This is a genomic window from Agrobacterium sp. 22-3639C2 (genome assembly GCF_053522105.1).
On record NZ_JBNWDB010000001.1, the window covers coordinates 1,283,914 to 1,300,820 of the forward strand.

Below are 16,907 nucleotides of genomic sequence, written 5' to 3' on the forward strand. Positions count from 1 at the left end.
ATCTCCAGTCGGGGCGGCCTTCGGGTCGCCCCTTTTTTATCAGCGGCAGTAGAGATAACCTCCCTTTCGCTCCAGCACGTCGAGATGCAGGTGATCCTGATGGGTCGCGTCGCTGCCGGGGGAAAGAACGGTTCGGAAGAACAGGCAGGCGGCGGCTGTAATCGTCCGCTGGAAGGCACCTTCCACCGTTCCATCCTCGCCGCGCGGCTTCATCACCAGCGGATCGCCCTTGTCAAAGGCGATGGTGGAAATATCGACAGCATTGCCCTTGGCATGTTCGGAAATCTTGCCGGTTTCGGCACTGTTGCGGTTGCGGCAAATATAGGTCGAGGCATTGGCAATCGCCGTTACCTTTTTGTCCGGCAGGGCGAGAGCCGCAGCCGGCAGCATCATCTCCTTTGTCCAGCGCGATAGCGCAAGGGCGGTTTCGCAGCGCATGGTGCCAGATGGTTCAAGCTTGATGCCCGGCAGCACCACGGAAAGCTCGATCGGCGCTTCGATACCGCACCCCTGCTCTTCGTCGCGGATCGGCTCGAGCTCTTTGAATTCCGCGCCGATTTCCTTCAACGCGCCAAGGCAGGCCTGAAGCTCTGCCGGGTCTTCCGGCTTCACAGGCTCCGGCGGTTTTTCCTCGGGTTTCGTTGCTTCGACAGCCGGAGCTACCGTCTCACCGCCGTTTTGCCCCTTGTCGTCTTTCTTCTTGTCCTCGGCACCCTTCACTTCCGCGCCGGATTTTCCTTCTTCAGGCGTTTGCGGCTTGGGGGTCGGTTTCGGTGTGTCTTCGGGCGTTTGCGCGCCCTTATCGGCCGGCTTTTCCGTTGTGGCAGGTGCTTGCTGTTCGCCAGGCTTCGGCTGTGGCACCGGCACCTGTGGCGGCGGTTCGGAAGCGGAAATAAGGGCGAGACTCGTCATCAGAAGACACAGGCGATGAAGCATTTTCCGGGGCACTCCTGACTGTTTCGGCAGGACAGGAACGCAACTCGCGCCGGTAAGGTTCATTCCGTCGCCGGAATCCGCTTGCCAAGGCGAATTGTGCAGGCTAACAATTTTCCCATGAACATCGTGTCTATGAACATTGCTAACTGGTGGTGGAGCAGCTTTACGCGGCCTTGACCAGTCATGTCTTCAGACAAAGTCCAAGCCGCCCGAATTTTCAGGCGGCTTTTTTGTTATTCTGCCGCCTGTCATCGGGCCTGAAAAACGGGAAGTGCGAAAGAAATGGTAACGATCATTCAGGATGACGGAGCGGAAACCTACGAGACGAAAGGCGGCATAAAGGTCAGCCGAAAGCGTCGCGCCGCCGAATATGCCAGCGCCATCGACAACTACATCGAAAAGCTCGATGCCCATCGCGGCGCGGTTTTCTCGTCCAACTACGAATATCCGGGCCGCTACACGCGCTGGGATACGGCCATCATCGATCCGCCGCTCGGCATTTCTTGCTTCGGTCGCCAGATGTGGATCGAAGCCTATAACGGTCGCGGCGAAGTGCTGCTCGACTTCATCACCGAAAAGCTGAAGGCGACACCCGATCTGACGCTGGGCGCATCCTCCGTCCGCCGTCTCGACCTCACGGTCAACGAGCCGGACCGCGTCTTTACAGAAGAAGAACGCTCGAAAATCCCGACCGTCTTCACGGCGCTGCGCGCCATCGTCGACCTGTTCTATTCGAATGCGGATTCGGCCATCGGCCTGTTCGGCGCCTTCGGTTACGATCTCGCTTTCCAGTTCGACGCGATCAAGCTTTCGCTCGCGCGCCCGGAAGACCAGCGCGACATGGTGCTGTATCTGCCCGACGAAATTCTCGTCGTGGACCATTATTCCGCCAAGGCCTGGATCGACCGTTACGATTTCGAGAAGGACGGTGTAACGACGGACGGCAAGTCCTCAGAGATCGCGCCCGATCCCTTCAAGACCACCGACACGATCCCGCCCAAGGGCGATCACCGTCCCGGCGAATATTCCGAGCTGGTGGTGAAGGCCAAGGAAAGCTTCCGACGCGGCGATCTGTTCGAGGTCGTTCCCGGCCAGAAGTTCATGGAGCGCTGCGAAAGCAATCCATCGGCGATCTCCCGCCGCCTGAAGGCGATCAACCCCTCGCCCTATTCCTTCTTCATCAATCTCGGTCATCAGGAATATCTGGTCGGTGCTTCGCCGGAAATGTTCGTGCGAGTCTCCGGCCGTCGCATTGAGACCTGCCCGATTTCAGGCACCATCAAGCGTGGCGACGACCCGATTGCCGACAGCGAGCAGATCCTGAAGCTGCTGAATTCGAAGAAGGACGAGTCCGAACTGACCATGTGCTCGGATGTGGACCGCAATGACAAGAGCCGCGTTTGCGAGCCGGGTTCGGTGAAGGTCATCGGCCGCCGCCAGATCGAGATGTATTCGCGCCTCATCCACACGGTCGACCACATCGAGGGCCGTCTGCGCGACGACATGGATGCCTTCGATGGCTTCCTCAGCCACGCCTGGGCCGTCACCGTCACCGGCGCACCGAAGCTCTGGGCCATGCGCTTCATTGAAAGCCATGAAAAGAGCCCGCGCGCCTGGTATGGCGGTGCAATCGGCATGGTCGGTTTCAACGGCGACATGAATACCGGGCTTACGCTGCGCACCATCCGTATCAAGGATGGCATCGCGGAAGTCCGCGCCGGTGCGACGCTTCTCAATGATTCCAATCCGCAGGAAGAAGAAGCCGAAACCGAACTGAAGGCATCCGCCATGATCGCGGCCATTCGCGATGCAAAAGCCACAAACTCCGCCGCCACCAAGCGCGATGCCGCCAAGGTGGGCACCGGCGTCAAGATCCTGCTGGTCGATCACGAAGACAGTTTCGTGCACACGCTGGCGAATTATTTCCGCCAGACGGGCGCCACGGTTTCCACCGTCAGAACGCCGGTTGCAGCGGAGGTCTTCGACCGCTTCCAGCCCGATCTCGTCGTGCTCTCGCCCGGACCGGGCAGCCCGACGGATTTCGACTGCAAGGCGACGATCAAGGCCGCCCGCGCCCGCGAGTTGCCAATCTTCGGCGTGTGCCTCGGTCTTCAGGCGCTGGCGGAAGCCTATGGCGGCGAACTTCGTCAACTTGCGGTACCAATGCACGGCAAGCCCTCACGCATCCGCGTGCTGGAGCCAGGCCTGGTCTTCTCCGGTCTCGGCAAGGAAGTGACCGTGGGTCGCTACCACTCGATCTTCGCCGACCCTTCCACCCTTCCGCGTGATTTCATCATCACCGCGGAAAGTGAAGACGGCACGATCATGGGCATCGAACACGCCAAGGAACCGGTAGCCGCCGTTCAGTTCCACCCGGAATCGATCATGACTCTCGGCCAGGATGCCGGCATGCGCATGATCGAGAACGTCGTGGTGCATCTCACCCGCAAGGCGAAAACCAAGGCGGCGTAAACATCCTGCATCGGCGGCGTCACTTCGGCGCCGTCGGGCAAGCCTCAAACATCGCGACTTCGAGATCGCCTGCTGCCTAGCTACGCGGCAGCGATGTGGAAATGCACAGCGCGAATTTCTTCAAAAGTTGCATGTCGAAGTGGCCTTCCCGGCGCAACATCCACGTCAGCGCTTCGTTTGCCGTCCACGGCTTCTTGTAGGGCCGAACCGAGGTTACGGCGTCATAGACATCGCAGATCGCCGCAATGCGCGCGTGAAGACTGATCTCGTTTCCGGCGCAGCCGCTGGGATAACCGCCGCCATCAATGCGCTCGTGATGATTGAAGCAGACATCCAGAACCATGGCCGGCATCTGCTCGTTGCGCGACAAGATATCCCGGCCGAACGTTGGATGAAGATTGATGATTTCCCGCTCGGTGGCGCTTAACCCTTCCGCCTTGTTGAGGATCGACGAAGGAATTTCCACCTTGCCTATATCGTGCAGCAGGCCGCTGATGCCGAGCAGATCGACCGTTTCCTTGTCCAGCCCGAGATAATTGCCAAAATGGATCATCAACCCGCTGACGGAAACCAAATGCACGAAGGTCGTCTCGTCCTTCGACTTCAACCGGGTAACGCCGATGAAAATCGCCGGGTTCGACTGGACCGCATCGGAAATCTTGCCGGCCGCCGCTGTCATGCCCTTGAGCGACACGCAGCCACCGGCTTCGGCAACGGCAAATGTCTCGGCAATGGCATCGGCGGCGGAGCGCACGGCATGGGTGATGGCAGCCATGGTTTCGGGGCCATTGTTTAATCGCGGCGGGACGGTTCCAGAGTACGGCCTACCCTCGATATCGTTTCCCTTGGCCGTATTGATGATGATGCTTTCAGCGCCGCTCAATTTCAATTGACGCATCAACTCTTCATGGCGCAGAAGAAATCGATATCGCTGCAAAAATTCGCTGTTCGAAAGCGCTCCCTCGACCGCTTCGATAAACATGCCAACCGTCAATTGCTGGGTAGAAATTCGTTTGAGCATCAGACGCTTTTATTTTCCTTCCCGGGAATGGTAACCTCCGCTGGCAATTGCTGAAAAGACCGGGAACCAACCGGTATCCCTCCAAGGGTAAGTTACGCATTCCTAACATTGTTCAATTTTGGAACTTAAACATAAGATAGCACGAATATGAAAATTTTTTACTCTGGATATATTTAAAACGCAAAGAATCAATTCGATTAAGCCAAGAAACAACCTAAGAATGTAAATACTGAAAATTCTCGCGAACGACGTAAACCAGGAGCCGAAGAAAAGCCGCATGAATTCGAAACTTGAAACGCGCATCGATCAGGGTACGGGCCGTGAACCGGCAGATATAGTTCTCAAGGGCGGACGATTCTTCGACCTCGTAACTGGAGAACTTGTTGCCTCCGACATCGCCATATGCGGCGATACCATCGTTGGAACTTGCGAAAGCTACAAGGGTCGCAGGGAAATCGACATTTCGGGGAAAATCGTCGTTCCAGGTTTCATCGATACCCATCTCCACATCGAATCATCGCTGGTCACGCCGCACGAATTCGATCGCTGCGTTCTGCCCTACGGCGTTACCACCGCCATCTGCGACCCGCATGAGATCGCCAATGTTCTGGGCGCGGAGGGGCTTCGGTTCTTCCTGGACAGTTCCATGGAAACCATCATGGACATCCGCGTGCAGCTCTCGTCCTGCGTGCCCGCAACCCATCTGGAAACCTCGGGCGCCGATCTGCCGATCGAAAAACTGCTGCCGTTCCGTGATCATCCGAAGGTTATCGGCCTTGCCGAATTCATGAATTTTCCGGGTGTCATCCACAAAGACCCGGTATGCATGGCAAAACTCGAAGCCTTTCAGGGACAGCATATCGACGGACACGCGCCGCTTCTGTCGGGAACGGCGCTGAACGGATATCTGGCAGCCGGCATCCGCACCGAACATGAGTGCACCAGTGCTGCCGAGGCTTTGGAAAAGATCCGCAAGGGCATGCATATTCTCGTGCGCGAAGGCTCGGTCTCAAAAGACCTGCACGCCCTGATGCCTGTTATCACCGAGCGTCTGTCGCCTTATCTTGCGCTTTGCACCGATGACCGCAACCCACTCGACATCGCCGAACAGGGTCATCTCGATTATATGATCCGCACGGCAATCGCCAACGGCGTGGAACCGCTCGCCATCTACCGCGCCGCCTCGATTTCCGCCGCAAAGGCCTTCGGCCTGCGCGATCGCGGTCTTATCGCACCGGGCTGGCGCGCCGACCTCGTGGTGATCGATACCTTGCAGAACTGCAAGGCCGGCATGGTCTTCTCCGGCGGCCGTATCGTCGATGACGCGCTGTTTGCCACCCGCAAGCCGGTCGCGCCCGTCGGTCTTGACAGCGTCAAGGCAAGACCCGTGCTCGCCGCCCATTTCGGCGTGCCGGTCGCGCAAGGCGAGACCCCGGTGATGGGCGTGCTCCCCGGCAAGATCATCACCGAACATCGCCGCTACACGCTGCCGACGGACGGCAACCAGACGACTGTCGATCTCGCAAACGACATCATCAAGGTCGCCGTCATCGAGCGCCATGGCAAGAACGGCAACCACGCCAACGGCTTCGTGCAGGGCTTCGGGCTGAAGAAGGGTGCCATCGCCTCCACTGTCGGTCATGACAGCCACAATATCTGCGTTGTCGGCGTTAACGAGGACGACATGGCGCTGGCCGCCAACCGGCTCGGCGAAATCAAGGGCGGTTTTGTGGTAGTCGAAGACGGCAAGGTGACGGGCGAGATTGCGCTCCCGGTGGCCGGGTTGATGAGCCTCGAACCTTACGAAACGGTGCGAGACACGCTCCACACCCTGCGAAAGGCAGCCTATGCGCTCGGCACGACGCTCGAGGAGCCTTTCCTGCAGGTGGCTTTCCTGCCGCTACCCGTCATCCCGCACCTGAAGATTTCCGACATGGGCATGGTGGATGTGGATCGGTTTGCACTGATCTGACGATGGAGTTTATCGGCCGGAAACAGCGTAATCTACTTATGCCGCGTTTCTGAGACGGCGCGAGCCGTCTCAGGTTTTCGTTTCTGCAGGCCAGGTCACGTAGTAATATTTGCCCGCGACCCTGCCAAAATAGGCGTGGTTGCCAGTCGTCTTGTCGACATAGCTGCCACTTGCATCCTTGGAAAGAAGGCCGCTTTCGTTACGTTTGAGCTGCGAGTTCAGGAAATCCGCCCAGTTGGTCTTGGCGATATCCGTAGCAGTTGTCGACCTGGCGTTTTTCTGACTCGGATCCCATGCGCTTATAGATTTGCCCTGCGTGGGGTCCGAGATCTGCAAGCGCCCGCCCGCAAGAGCACTCATCATCGATTGGGAACGCAGGTATTGCGCCGGGTCGTCCCCCGCTGTCGAAAGCTTGACCTTCAGATTTCGCATAAAGCCTGATGACGCGAGATATTCGATTGACGACATTTTTGGCGTTGCATTCGTTGTGGATGCGCGGACTGACGATTGTCCGGAAGCGAAAACGCTTCTGATGGATGTCGCGGGGGCAGTCTGAACCTTGGAACGTGAGGATGCGGAACTAGCGGTGGTAAGTTGACTCGAATTCTTGATCGAAACGGACATGACAATCCCTACTTCGCTTTATAGTTATTATCCGAAAATATATAACTATTCAGTCAATAATAATCCAAACTTGCGCAAAGCTCGCCAAATTCATAAGAAATAAAAATGAACAGAATATTTCGTTTTTATTAGATTAAAAATGATGAATTACATAAATTAATTCAAATTTTCATATTTTTAAATAAATTAATACATTAATTAGTATGAAAATATGTACTATCGCCTATGGGCAATTTGCATCGCGTCACCAAGTCCAGCGTGGCGCAAGCTCCCGGAATGATCATAAAAGAGCCGAGCGACGTCCGCATAAAAAACACCGGCTCAGACAAGGCGAAACGGACGGATTGCTAAATCGGCTGACTTACAGCATCGGCAAGTCATGAATGCGATGGCAGCAGCTTGCGGAAATAAACCACCCGTTCGGTCTCCTCAAACCCCAGCGCCGCGTGCATGCGGTGTGAATCGACATTGGCAATATCGGCATCGGAGGCAAGCTCGCTCACGCCCCGGCTGATCGCCCAGCGGGTGACCTCGGCGATCAATGCCGCAGCAACGCCCTGACCGCGGAATTCTTCTTCCACATAAACGCCTTCCAGAAACGCAATAGGCGAGGTATCGCATCCGTTGACATAATCACGCCGGAGGCTGACGTCGGCAAAACCGATGGCCATTCCGACCAGATCATAGGCAATGAAACCGGCGTCGTTGTCGGAAAGGTTCTGCAATTCCGCCCTGTGTTCGGCAACAGAGGCATCGGGCCATAAACGGTGGCGCAAAAGGGACCAGTCATCCAGAGATGCTGCGGCGTGCCTGATGGAAAATTGCAGGCTCAAGCGACGACCCCGCAAAACACGTCCAACCCCTCAAGCTTCACGATCCCGGCGTCGAACAGCGGCTCAAAACTTGGCATCGGCAGGATATCCGTGACCTCCATACCCTTCGGGACAGGAAATTCCACCGCCTCACGGGTCAGGTTGAAAACGAAAAGTAGTTTTTCGTCACCCTTGTGGCGCGTGAAGGCCAGCACATCGAGATTGGTCTTGATGAAGTCCATATCGCCGTCGCGCAATGCTCCATGGGTTTTGCGGAAGGACAAGACCGCGCGGTAGTGGTTAAGAACCGAGTCCGGCTTGCGCTCCTGCGCATCCGCCGCCTGCATGGCGTGGGCATAGGGCACCGGCAGCCACGGCTTTTCCGCGCTTGAAAAACCCGCATTCGGCTTGCCGGTTTCCCACACCATCGGCGTGCGGCACCCGTCACGCCCCTTGAAGGCGGGCCAGAAGCGAATGCCGTAGGGGTCACGCAAATCCTCGAAGGCCAGTTCGGCCTCGGTCAGGCCCAGCTCCTCACCCTGATACAGACATATCGAGCCGCGCAGGCTGGCGAGAACGCAGATGGCGAGCTTCGCAACCTGCGTCTGCTCCTCGGAGCCTTCGGAAAACCGGCTCAGATGGCGCACCACATCGTGGTTGGAAAAGGCCCAGCAAACCCAGCCATCCGTCACCACCTTGCCAAAGGTCTCGACCGAGCCCCGCAGGTGTTTTGCGCTGAAATCCGGGCCAAGCAGATCGAAGGTATAGCACATGTTGAGTTTGTCATTGCCGGATGTGTAGGCCGCGACCGTCTTCAGCGAGCGTGCGCCGTCCCCCACCTCGCCCACGGTGGCGCGGCCCTCATATTCATCGAGAAGCGCGCGGAAGCGCTGGAGGAAGGCCACGTTTTCTGGCCGCGTCTTGTCGTAGAGATGATCCTGCATGCCGTAAGGATTGACGTCGGACGCATCGAGGCCAAAGCTTTCGTCGTCCAAAAGCGGCGGGTTGTCGCGCAACAGCTTGTCGTGGAAATAGTGATTGACGGTATCGAGACGAAAACCGTCCACGCCGCGATCGAGCCAGAACCGTACGGTTTCCAGAAGCGCATCCAGAACATCCGGATTGTGAAAATTGAGATCCGGCTGCGAGGCGAGAAAGCTGTGCATGTAATATTGCTTGCGCACGCCATCCCATTCCCATGCCGGCCCGCCGAACACGGAAAGCCAGTTGGTGGGCGCCGTGCCATCCGGTTTGGGATTGGCCCAGACATACCAGTCCGCCTTGCTGTTGATGCGGCTTGCACGGCTGTCCACGAACCAGGGATGCTTATCGGATGTATGCGAAATCACCTGGTCGATGATGACTTTCAGCCCCAGCCGGTGCGCCTCGGCCATCAATGCATCGAAATCGGCAAGCGTGCCGAACATCGGATCGACATTGCAATAATCGGAAACGTCATAGCCCATATCGGCCATGGGGGAGGTGAAGAAAGGCGAGAGCCAGATGGCATCGACGCCGAGCGAGGCGATGTAGGACAGCCGCTTCGTCACCCCGGCAAGATCGCCGTAACCGTCCCCGGTCGTATCCTGAAAGGATCGCGGATATACCTGATAGATCACCGCCCCCTTCCACCAGTCCGATTGCGCTTGGGATTTGTGGACCGGGGCATGGGTTGTCGGCATGAGCGATCTCCTGATGAGGGTTGGTCCGAGAATATAAAGCAGCTGTCCCTGCGTAAACCGGAACTTCGCAAATGCCCAAAATCACCTCGAAGCGGGCTTGTCAGGCACCTCCTGTCGTCGTAATCCCGAAGGTAAAGTAAGTGGAGGATGACGGCGTGGGCGGACGGTTTCTGTCGATTGGCGAATGTATGGTGGAACTGTCGCAGGCCGGAAACGGGCTGCTGCGCAAGGGTTTTGCCGGTGATACCTTCAATACGGCATGGTATGCACGTGCCTGTCTGCCAGAAGACTGGTCCGTCGATTATTTCACGGCACTCGGCGACGATCCTCTTTCGCAGGACATGCTGGCCTTCATTGCAGATGCCGGTATCGGCACGGAAAAAATCCGCCGCATCAAGGGCGGCACACCCGGCCTTTACCTCATCAACCTCAAGGATGGTGAGCGCACCTTCAGCTATTGGCGCAACGCCGCCGCAGCAAGGCAACTCGCAGCAGATGCGGACCACCTGCGCAAGACGGTGGAAAGCGCCGACGTCATCTATTTTTCTGGCATCACGCTCGCCATTCTCGCTTCGCCCCACGATGTAGATACTTTCCTTGCGGAACTGCGCCGCGCCAAGGCAGCGGGCAAGCCCGTGGTCTTCGACCCGAACATCCGCCCGCGCCTCTGGTCCGACAAGGACACGATGCTGGAGACGATTACCAACGGCGCACGCGCCGCAACGCTGGTAATGCCGAGTTTCGATGACGAAGCCAGCCATTTTGGTGACACATCCGTCGAGGCCACAATCGAGCGTTACCGTGCGCTCGGCGTCGCCAACATCGTCGTCAAGGATGGCGCAAAGGGTGCGACACTCGATTTCAGCGGCGCACGCAGCCACGCTCCGGCGGTAGAAGCCGTGGATGTGGTGGATACGACAAGTGCAGGCGACAGTTTCAACGGCGCGTTTCTCGCCCGATATGTAACCGGCAGTTCGCCGCATGACGCCGCCGTCTTTGCCGCACGGGCAGCGGCAACCGTCATCGGCCATCACGGCGCGCTGATCAGCCCCGAGCTTCTTCCGCTGGTCGGATGATGCCAGACGGAACCGGCTTCCTGATACCTGTGCTTGTCACAGGGATGACCAAGAGAGCGCATTACGGACAAGAGCAAGCTTGTATGTGCAAAGGACACTTCTCTACCCTCATCCGCCCTGACATGATCCTGTAACACGCACGCCGCATATACGGGCGGAAGCCGGGTGGTGGGGAATCGCCCGTGCGCAGTCGAGCAGGATCGGTGTTTCATGACGAGAATCACGATTGTCACAGATGCCTGGCACCCGCAGGTCAACGGCGTGGTCCGTTCCATCGAAAATACCAATACGGAACTCGCGCGGCTGGGCGTGGATGTGCACATGGTGACACCGCAGAGTTTCTACAGCATCCCCTGCCCGACCTATCCGGAAATCCGCCTGTCAGTCGCCGGCTATCGCCGTGTCGCGGCGGAGATTGAAAAAAGCCAGCCCTCCTTCGTCCACATCGCCACCGAGGGTCCGCTGGGTTTCATGGCGCGGCGCTGGTGCGTGAAGAACAGGATGCGTTTTTCCACCAGCTATCACACCCGCTTTCCCGAATATGTCGCGGCGCGCTTCCCCATCCCGGAAAGCTGGCTTTACGCTTTCGTGCGCTGGTTTCACAATGGCGGCAACACCTGCATGGTGGCGACGCCAAGCCTCGAGACCGAGCTTGAGGCCCGCGGGGTTCGCAACTTGAAGCGCTGGAGCCGCGGCATCGATGCCGAACTGTTCCATCCACGTCCAAAAACGTCGCTGCCTTTCGATCTGCCAAGACCGATCTTCATGACGGTCGGTCGTGTGGCGGTGGAAAAGAACCTGCCTGAATTCCTCGACCTCGAGCTGCCCGGATCGAAGGTCGTGATCGGCGATGGCCCGGCCCGCCATGAATTACAGGAAAAATATCCGGACGTGCTGTTTACCGGCATCAAGACCGGGGAAGAACTCGCGGCTGCCTATGCGCAGGCCGATGTCTTCGTTTTCCCGTCCAAGACCGACACATTCGGCAACACCATTCTGGAAGCGCTGGCGAGCGGTGTGCCGGTGGCCGCCTTCCCCGTTACCGGGCCGATCGACATTCTCGGCGGCAATCCCGGGGCAGGCGCGCTGAATGACAATCTTCGCGACGCGTGTCTTGCAGCGCTCCATTGTTCATCGCAGGAGGCTCTGGCGCTTTCCAAAAGCTACAGCTGGGAAAAGGCATCGCGGCAATTCCTCGACAACGTCATTCACGCCGCCGGAAAATCCCTGCCGCTTTTGTCCCGCTCACGACTTGCCTGACGTGGAGACACATTGATCCCCGACATTTTATCGGGGAACGGTGGACGAAACAAAGCAGGAGTGTCACAAGACGATCTGGACGCGACCGCCGTTATCTTTAGAACGGGGTCGGGCTGCTGATTGACGTCAGGCGGCTGCCGCGAGATCACGCTGGCCGTCCTAATTTCACAAAGACTTATCCCGTCTCAGATCACCACGCGCCGACGAGCGCCTGGCCGGAAAGCGGCACCGTCCGCGCCTTGCCGTTCCGCTCCGTGACCGAAAGCGACGGGGACATCTGTTTCGGCGACTTGCGGAACCAGTTTGCGGCGACGCTCGCCAGATCGCCAATCATCGCCTGCTTATGCCAGTCGGCAAAACGCCGCGCGGTGGCTTCCGGCTCGGAGCGGTAGAAGAAATTGCCGGAATGATCGAGATCGTTGATAGAAGCCGCCATGGCCGATAGCGGACGCTGAAACATCTTCGGGGGCACGGAAAGTTCGCGTGCGCTCTGCGAAAAAGCGGGCGCCATGAAATCGATAGCCCATCCGTCCGCTTCGACCCAGCAATGGAAATTATCGCCAGCGCCCGTTACGTAACCATCGTCACGATGGTCCGCAAAAAGCATGACCGTCCCGCCCAGATTATAAGCGGCAAGCCCGCCCTTCGGCACAGCTTTCACCTTGTAATGCTGCTGAAGGATGAAGGCGCCGAAGGTGCTGAAATACATGCAGGCCGTAGCCGGGTCGGCATTGTCGTTGACGAGCAGGCTGTTGATGACGCGGTAAATCCGGTGATAGTCGGTCTGCTTGATCAACATGGTTTTTTACTCGCCAGTTTTATGATTATCGGAAGGCAACGGGAGAGACCGGTTCACCGTCGATCTCGATATTGGTGAGACCTCTGCCCCACGCAACGTCATCCTCGGGCTTGTCCCGAGGATCTACCTCCCGAGTCGCAAAATCGAAAGTTTGCAGATTCTCGGGACTAGCGCGAGAATAACGGAGGGAGGTTTTCAGCAGCCGATTACCGCCTCTTCTTCGCCTTGCTCTCGAACGGATTATCGGAGCCACGATAATGCACGCGGATCGGCACGCCCGGCATGTCGAAATCCTTGCGCAGACCGTTCACCAGATACCGCGTATAGCTCTCCGGAATGGCTTCCGGTCGGGTGCAGGAAATCATGAAGGCCGGCGGTCGCGCCTTTACCTGCGTCATGTATTTCAGCTTGAGGCGGCGGCCGGAAACGGCCGGCGGCGGATGCTGCGTGGTCTGCGCATCGAGCCAGCGGTTGAGCTTGGCGGTCGAGATGCGGCGGTTCCAGATCTTGTCGGTATCGATGATGTTCTGCATCAACCGGTCAAGGCCATAGCCCGTCTGGCCGGACATCGGCACGGCGCGAATGCCGCGGGCCTGCGGCAGAAGCCGCTCGGTCTTTTCACGCAGATCGGCCAGAAACGCCTGCGGATCTTCAACCAGATCCCATTTGTTGAAGGCAAGCACGGCGGCGCGGCCTTCGCGGATAACGAGATCGACCAGCTGCAGGTCCTGCTTTTCGAACGGAATGGTGCTGTCAAACACGATCACCACCGTTTCGGCGAAACGAATGGAGCGCAGGGAATCCGCGACCGAGAGCTTCTCCAGCTTTTCCGTTACCCTGGCCTTGCGGCGCATGCCGGCCGTGTCGAACATCTTGATGGTGCGGCCGCGCCAATCCCACTCGACGGAAATACTGTCGCGGGTAATGCCCGCTTCCGGGCCGGTTAGCAGGCGGTCTTCACCAAGGAAACGGTTGATGAGGGTGGACTTGCCCGCATTCGGTCGGCCGATGATGGCGACGCGCAGCGGCTTGGTCTCGTCATAAACAGGCTCTTCTTCTTCCTCTTCCTCGCTGCCGGGCTCAGTGCGCGGAAGAACGATATCGGTCTCCGCCTCATCCACTTCAGGCGGGAAGGCAACGTCTTCGCCAATCGCCTCGACGATGGCGTCGCGCAGGTCGATCATGCCCTGGCCATGTTCGGCAGAGATGGCGCACGGATCGCCAAGACCAAGCGTAAAGGCATCGTAGAAGCCCGCATCGGAACCGCGCGCCTCGGACTTGTTGGCCACCAGAACCACCGGCTTGCCACGACGGCGCAGCATTTCGGCCAGCGTTTCATCGGCGGGCGTCAGGCCTGCCTTGGCGTCAACGACAAAAAGCGTCACATCGGCTTCGTCGATCGCCGCTTCGGTCTGCGCCCACATGCGGCCCTGAAGCGTCTCCGGTCCGGATTGCTCCAGACCGGCAGTATCGATGATGGTGAAACGAAGGTCGACAAGCTTCGCGTCGCCGGGGCGGCGGTCACGGGTCACGCCCGGCGTATCGTCGACAAGCGCCAGCTTCTTTCCGACCAGACGGTTGAAAAGCGTGGACTTGCCGACATTGGGGCGCCCGACTATGGCGACGGTGAAGCTCATTGATCGTTCATCCTTGGAGGTGGGAAAGCCGTGTTAGACAGCTTTGCCCGAAGCAGTGATATTGTCGAGCATGATCTGCGCGCGGTTCGTCACATTGCGTGGCGCCTGCGCGTCGCTGACGATCTGCTCGAACCATTGTTTGGCCTTGGTGAAATCGCCAGCCTTGTAGGCGGCAAGACCAAGGGCTTCGCGAGCCGATGCACGCATGGTCTGGCCTTCGCCGCTCAACGGCTCCGCAAGTGCAACGACCTGATCATACGTACCGTTGTCAACCAGCAGCCACGCCGCGCGCACCTTCGCCGTATCGCGGAAGACCTGCGGGGCAGACGTGTCGTTGCCGATCGCGGTGAAGGCAGCGATGGCGCCGGCCGCATCGCCCTTCTGCGAAAGCAGCGTCGCAGAACGGAACTTCGCCAGCACCGGATAATTGCCATGACCGGAGGTTTCAAGATCGGCAAAGGCCTTCAGCGCTTCGTCCGTCTTGTTGTCGGAAGCAAGCTTCAGCGCCGCAATGAACTGGTCGCCGGAATTGGAAGCGCGGCTGGTGTTCCAGTATTCGTAGATGCCAGCACCGGCGGCGCCCACAACCACGAGAACGGCTGCGCCAACGACCACGATACCGTAGCGGCCCCAGAAACGGGAAAGCTGCTCGGAACGGATCTGCTCGTTCACTTCGCGGATAAAGGTATCATTTTCGTTTGCCATCAAATTCTCCGTTACCCGCGCGGAGATCGTCGCCGATCCATCCGTTCGCAGACATACCAAGCCGCTTACCCGGGTCAGCAAAAGTCCGGCCGACGGGTCATGGTCGGCCTTCTAGCCTATTTTGCCTGATATGTAAGGGGGAAACGTTGATTTCCTACATGGCGATGGGCTGAACGCCGATCAACCATTCGTGCAGTTTCAGGATGAAAGCGCCCCAGAGAACGATGCCGCCGACGATGGCCACCAGATCGTAACGGCCCGAGACGAAGGGACGGACCACTTTTTCACCCGCTCTTTCCCGGCGCTTCAGCGAAATTCGCATCACCACACCCCAGGCGAGGAACGATGCAAAGAGAAGAATCGAAGAGGTCTCTCCATTCGCCAGAAGATGGGCGAGCGCCCAGATCTTGACCGCCAGAATGAGCGGATGTTTGGTTCTGGTTGCGATGTGGCCAGCCGGGATGAGGCTGGCGATAAGACAGATCATCGCGGGCAGCATCAGGGTCACGGCGAGATGGCTCGTCCAGACCGGCGGGTTCCACAGAACGCCGGTTTCCTGTCGCGCCTCGCCAAACGCATAGATGACGAGACCGAGCGTTATGAGGCTTGCGAGAGAATAGACGCCCTTGAACGGTCCTTCTCCCATCTTCGCGATCATCCGCGCGCGAAATCGCGGCGCAAACACCTTCAAAAGATGCGTCAGGAAAAACAAGGCAAGACAGAGTACGAGAAAAAGCATGGAACACGGTCCCCCGGTGGAACGGAATGCGGCCTCATTACCGCGACGCAGAAAAGGAATTAGGCTGAAAGACGTAAAAAAGCCAGTTTATTCAAAGCTTCGCCTTATTCCACCCGCAAAAGGCAGCGGTGTTTCACATGACGGATGCCTGATGTTTCGCCCATTGACTGCTTTTTCCCTGTCGCTCTGCCTTGCCCTTCCCGCTTTTGCCGAAAATGCGGAGAAGCCGAAGCAGCTCGTCATCGTTTCTTTCGACGGTGCGGGCGACAATTCGCTGTGGGAAAGAAGTCGTGCGACGGCGAAGGAGGTCGGCGCGCATTTCACCTATTTCCTTGCCTGCACACTGGTGATGGACCGCAAGACCAGCGCCAAGACCTATCAAGGCCCCGGCCAGAAGGCCGGGCGCTCCAATGTCGGCTTTGGCCAGTCGCCGGAAGAGGTGGAGACGCGGCTGCGCAACATCTGGTCGGCCTATCGCGAAGGTCACGAGATCGGCAATCACACCTGCGGGCATTTCGATGGCGGCCAATGGACCGCCGAGCAATGGGACGGCGAGTTCACCACCTTCACCAGCACGCTGGAAAATGCCTGGCAGATGATTGGCAAGAAGGGTGAAGAACCCGAAGGCTGGCGCGACATGGTGAAAAACATCGACGGTTTCCGCGCGCCCTATCTTTCGCAGGGGCCGGCGCTGACCGCGGCTCAGAAGAAACACGGCTTCGTTTATGACGCCACCAGCATCACCAAGGGACCGGAATGGCCGGTGGAGCGCGACGGCATCGAACATTTCGGCCTGCCGCTGGTTCCGGAAGGCCCCGGCAATCGCCCGATCATCGCCATGGACTACAATCTCTTCATCCGCCACTCCATCGGCATCGAGACGCCGGACCGCGCGCAGGAATTCGAGGACCGCGCCTATGCGGCGTTCCGCACCGCGTTCGACAAGCAGTATAATGGCGAACGCATCCCTCTGCAGATGGGCTTCCATTTCGTGAAGATGAATGGCGGCGCCTATTGGAACGCCTACGAGCGGCTGCTGCGCGAAGTCTGCCGCAGGGACGATGTCGCCTGCGTGAGTTACGCCGAGGCCATGCCGATCATCAAGGCGCGCAGGAAGCAGAAGACCGAGGGCTAAGGTCCCCGGATACAATGCAAAAGGGCGGCCAGTCGGC

14 protein-coding genes are annotated in these 16,907 nt (G+C 58.4%); 5 read left to right on the forward strand and 9 right to left on the reverse strand.

The window, feature by feature from the left end; all coding sequences use genetic code 11:
- Nucleotides 1-39 precede the first annotated feature (39 nt).
- Nucleotides 40-936: an extensin-like domain-containing protein gene (locus ACQZ6D_RS06470; protein ID WP_065702291.1), complete on the reverse strand. Its 897-nt coding sequence runs from the start codon at nt 934-936 to the stop codon at nt 40-42.
- 282 nt (nt 937-1,218) lie between these two features.
- On the opposite strand from ACQZ6D_RS06470, the gene ACQZ6D_RS06475 reads away from it, so the two are divergent.
- Nucleotides 1,219-3,408: an anthranilate synthase gene (locus ACQZ6D_RS06475; protein WP_003513614.1), complete on the forward strand. Its 2,190-nt coding sequence runs from the start codon at nt 1,219-1,221 to the stop codon at nt 3,406-3,408.
- 76 nt (nt 3,409-3,484) lie between these two features.
- On the opposite strand, the gene ACQZ6D_RS06480 is transcribed toward ACQZ6D_RS06475, so the two are convergent.
- Nucleotides 3,485-4,429: an HD-GYP domain-containing protein gene (locus ACQZ6D_RS06480; RefSeq protein ID WP_065702290.1), complete on the reverse strand. Its 945-nt coding sequence runs from the start codon at nt 4,427-4,429 to the stop codon at nt 3,485-3,487.
- 277 nt (nt 4,430-4,706) lie between these two features.
- On the opposite strand from ACQZ6D_RS06480, the gene ade reads away from it, so the two are divergent.
- Nucleotides 4,707-6,401, forward strand: coding sequence for an adenine deaminase (gene ade, locus ACQZ6D_RS06485; RefSeq protein WP_019565181.1), 1,695 nt, complete (start codon nt 4,707-4,709; stop codon nt 6,399-6,401).
- A 69-nt stretch (nt 6,402-6,470) separates the two neighbouring features.
- On the opposite strand, the gene ACQZ6D_RS06490 is transcribed toward ade, so the two are convergent.
- From ACQZ6D_RS06490 to bglA, 3 genes are all read right to left on the reverse strand, one after another.
- On the reverse strand, nt 6,471-7,025 hold the full coding sequence (locus ACQZ6D_RS06490) for a hypothetical protein (protein ID WP_026330763.1): 555 nt from the start codon (nt 7,023-7,025) through the stop codon (nt 6,471-6,473).
- 377 nt (nt 7,026-7,402) lie between these two features.
- Entirely contained in the window at nt 7,403-7,858 is a 456-nt protein-coding gene (gene aac(6'), locus ACQZ6D_RS06495) for an aminoglycoside 6'-N-acetyltransferase (protein WP_065702289.1), read from the reverse strand.
- Nucleotides 7,855-9,519: a beta-galactosidase BglA gene (bglA, locus tag ACQZ6D_RS06500; protein ID WP_065687128.1), complete on the reverse strand. Its 1,665-nt coding sequence runs from the start codon at nt 9,517-9,519 to the stop codon at nt 7,855-7,857. The genes aac(6') and bglA overlap by 4 nt, the downstream gene beginning before the upstream one ends.
- A gap of 155 nt (nt 9,520-9,674) precedes the next feature.
- Here bglA and ACQZ6D_RS06505 point away from each other — a divergent pair, with 155 nt between their 5' ends.
- Nucleotides 9,675-10,595 carry a sugar kinase gene (locus ACQZ6D_RS06505; RefSeq protein ID WP_003513625.1) on the forward strand — a complete coding sequence of 307 codons (921 nt, stop codon included), beginning with the start codon at nt 9,675-9,677 and terminating at the stop codon, nt 10,593-10,595.
- Nucleotides 10,596-10,805: 210 nt separating this feature from the next.
- Nucleotides 10,806-11,855: a bifunctional monoglucosyl/glucuronosyl diacylglycerol synthase gene (locus ACQZ6D_RS06510; protein ID WP_013636642.1), complete on the forward strand. Its 1,050-nt coding sequence runs from the start codon at nt 10,806-10,808 to the stop codon at nt 11,853-11,855.
- Nucleotides 11,856-12,045: 190 nt separating this feature from the next.
- On the opposite strand, the gene ACQZ6D_RS06515 is transcribed toward ACQZ6D_RS06510, so the two are convergent.
- The 4 genes from ACQZ6D_RS06515 to ACQZ6D_RS06530 all read right to left on the reverse strand — a co-directional run bounded on the left by ACQZ6D_RS06515 (nt 12,046) and on the right by ACQZ6D_RS06530 (nt 15,735).
- Complete coding sequence (locus ACQZ6D_RS06515) at nt 12,046-12,654, reverse strand: DUF2026 family protein (RefSeq protein WP_065702288.1); 609 nt, start codon at nt 12,652-12,654, stop codon at nt 12,046-12,048.
- A gap of 206 nt (nt 12,655-12,860) precedes the next feature.
- On the reverse strand, nt 12,861-14,291 hold the full coding sequence (der, locus tag ACQZ6D_RS06520; protein WP_003513631.1) for a ribosome biogenesis GTPase Der: 1,431 nt from the start codon (nt 14,289-14,291) through the stop codon (nt 12,861-12,863).
- Between the two features lie 33 nt (nt 14,292-14,324).
- On the reverse strand, nt 14,325-14,996 hold the full coding sequence (locus ACQZ6D_RS06525) for a tetratricopeptide repeat protein (protein WP_013636645.1): 672 nt from the start codon (nt 14,994-14,996) through the stop codon (nt 14,325-14,327).
- A 154-nt stretch (nt 14,997-15,150) separates the two neighbouring features.
- Complete coding sequence (locus ACQZ6D_RS06530) at nt 15,151-15,735, reverse strand: NnrU family protein (protein ID WP_065702287.1); 585 nt, start codon at nt 15,733-15,735, stop codon at nt 15,151-15,153.
- Nucleotides 15,736-15,886: 151 nt separating this feature from the next.
- On the opposite strand from ACQZ6D_RS06530, the gene ACQZ6D_RS06535 reads away from it, so the two are divergent.
- Nucleotides 15,887-16,870 (forward strand): polysaccharide deacetylase family protein, encoded by a 984-nt coding sequence (locus tag ACQZ6D_RS06535; RefSeq protein WP_065702286.1) that lies wholly within the window; start codon nt 15,887-15,889, stop codon nt 16,868-16,870.
- Nucleotides 16,871-16,907 lie beyond the last annotated feature (37 nt).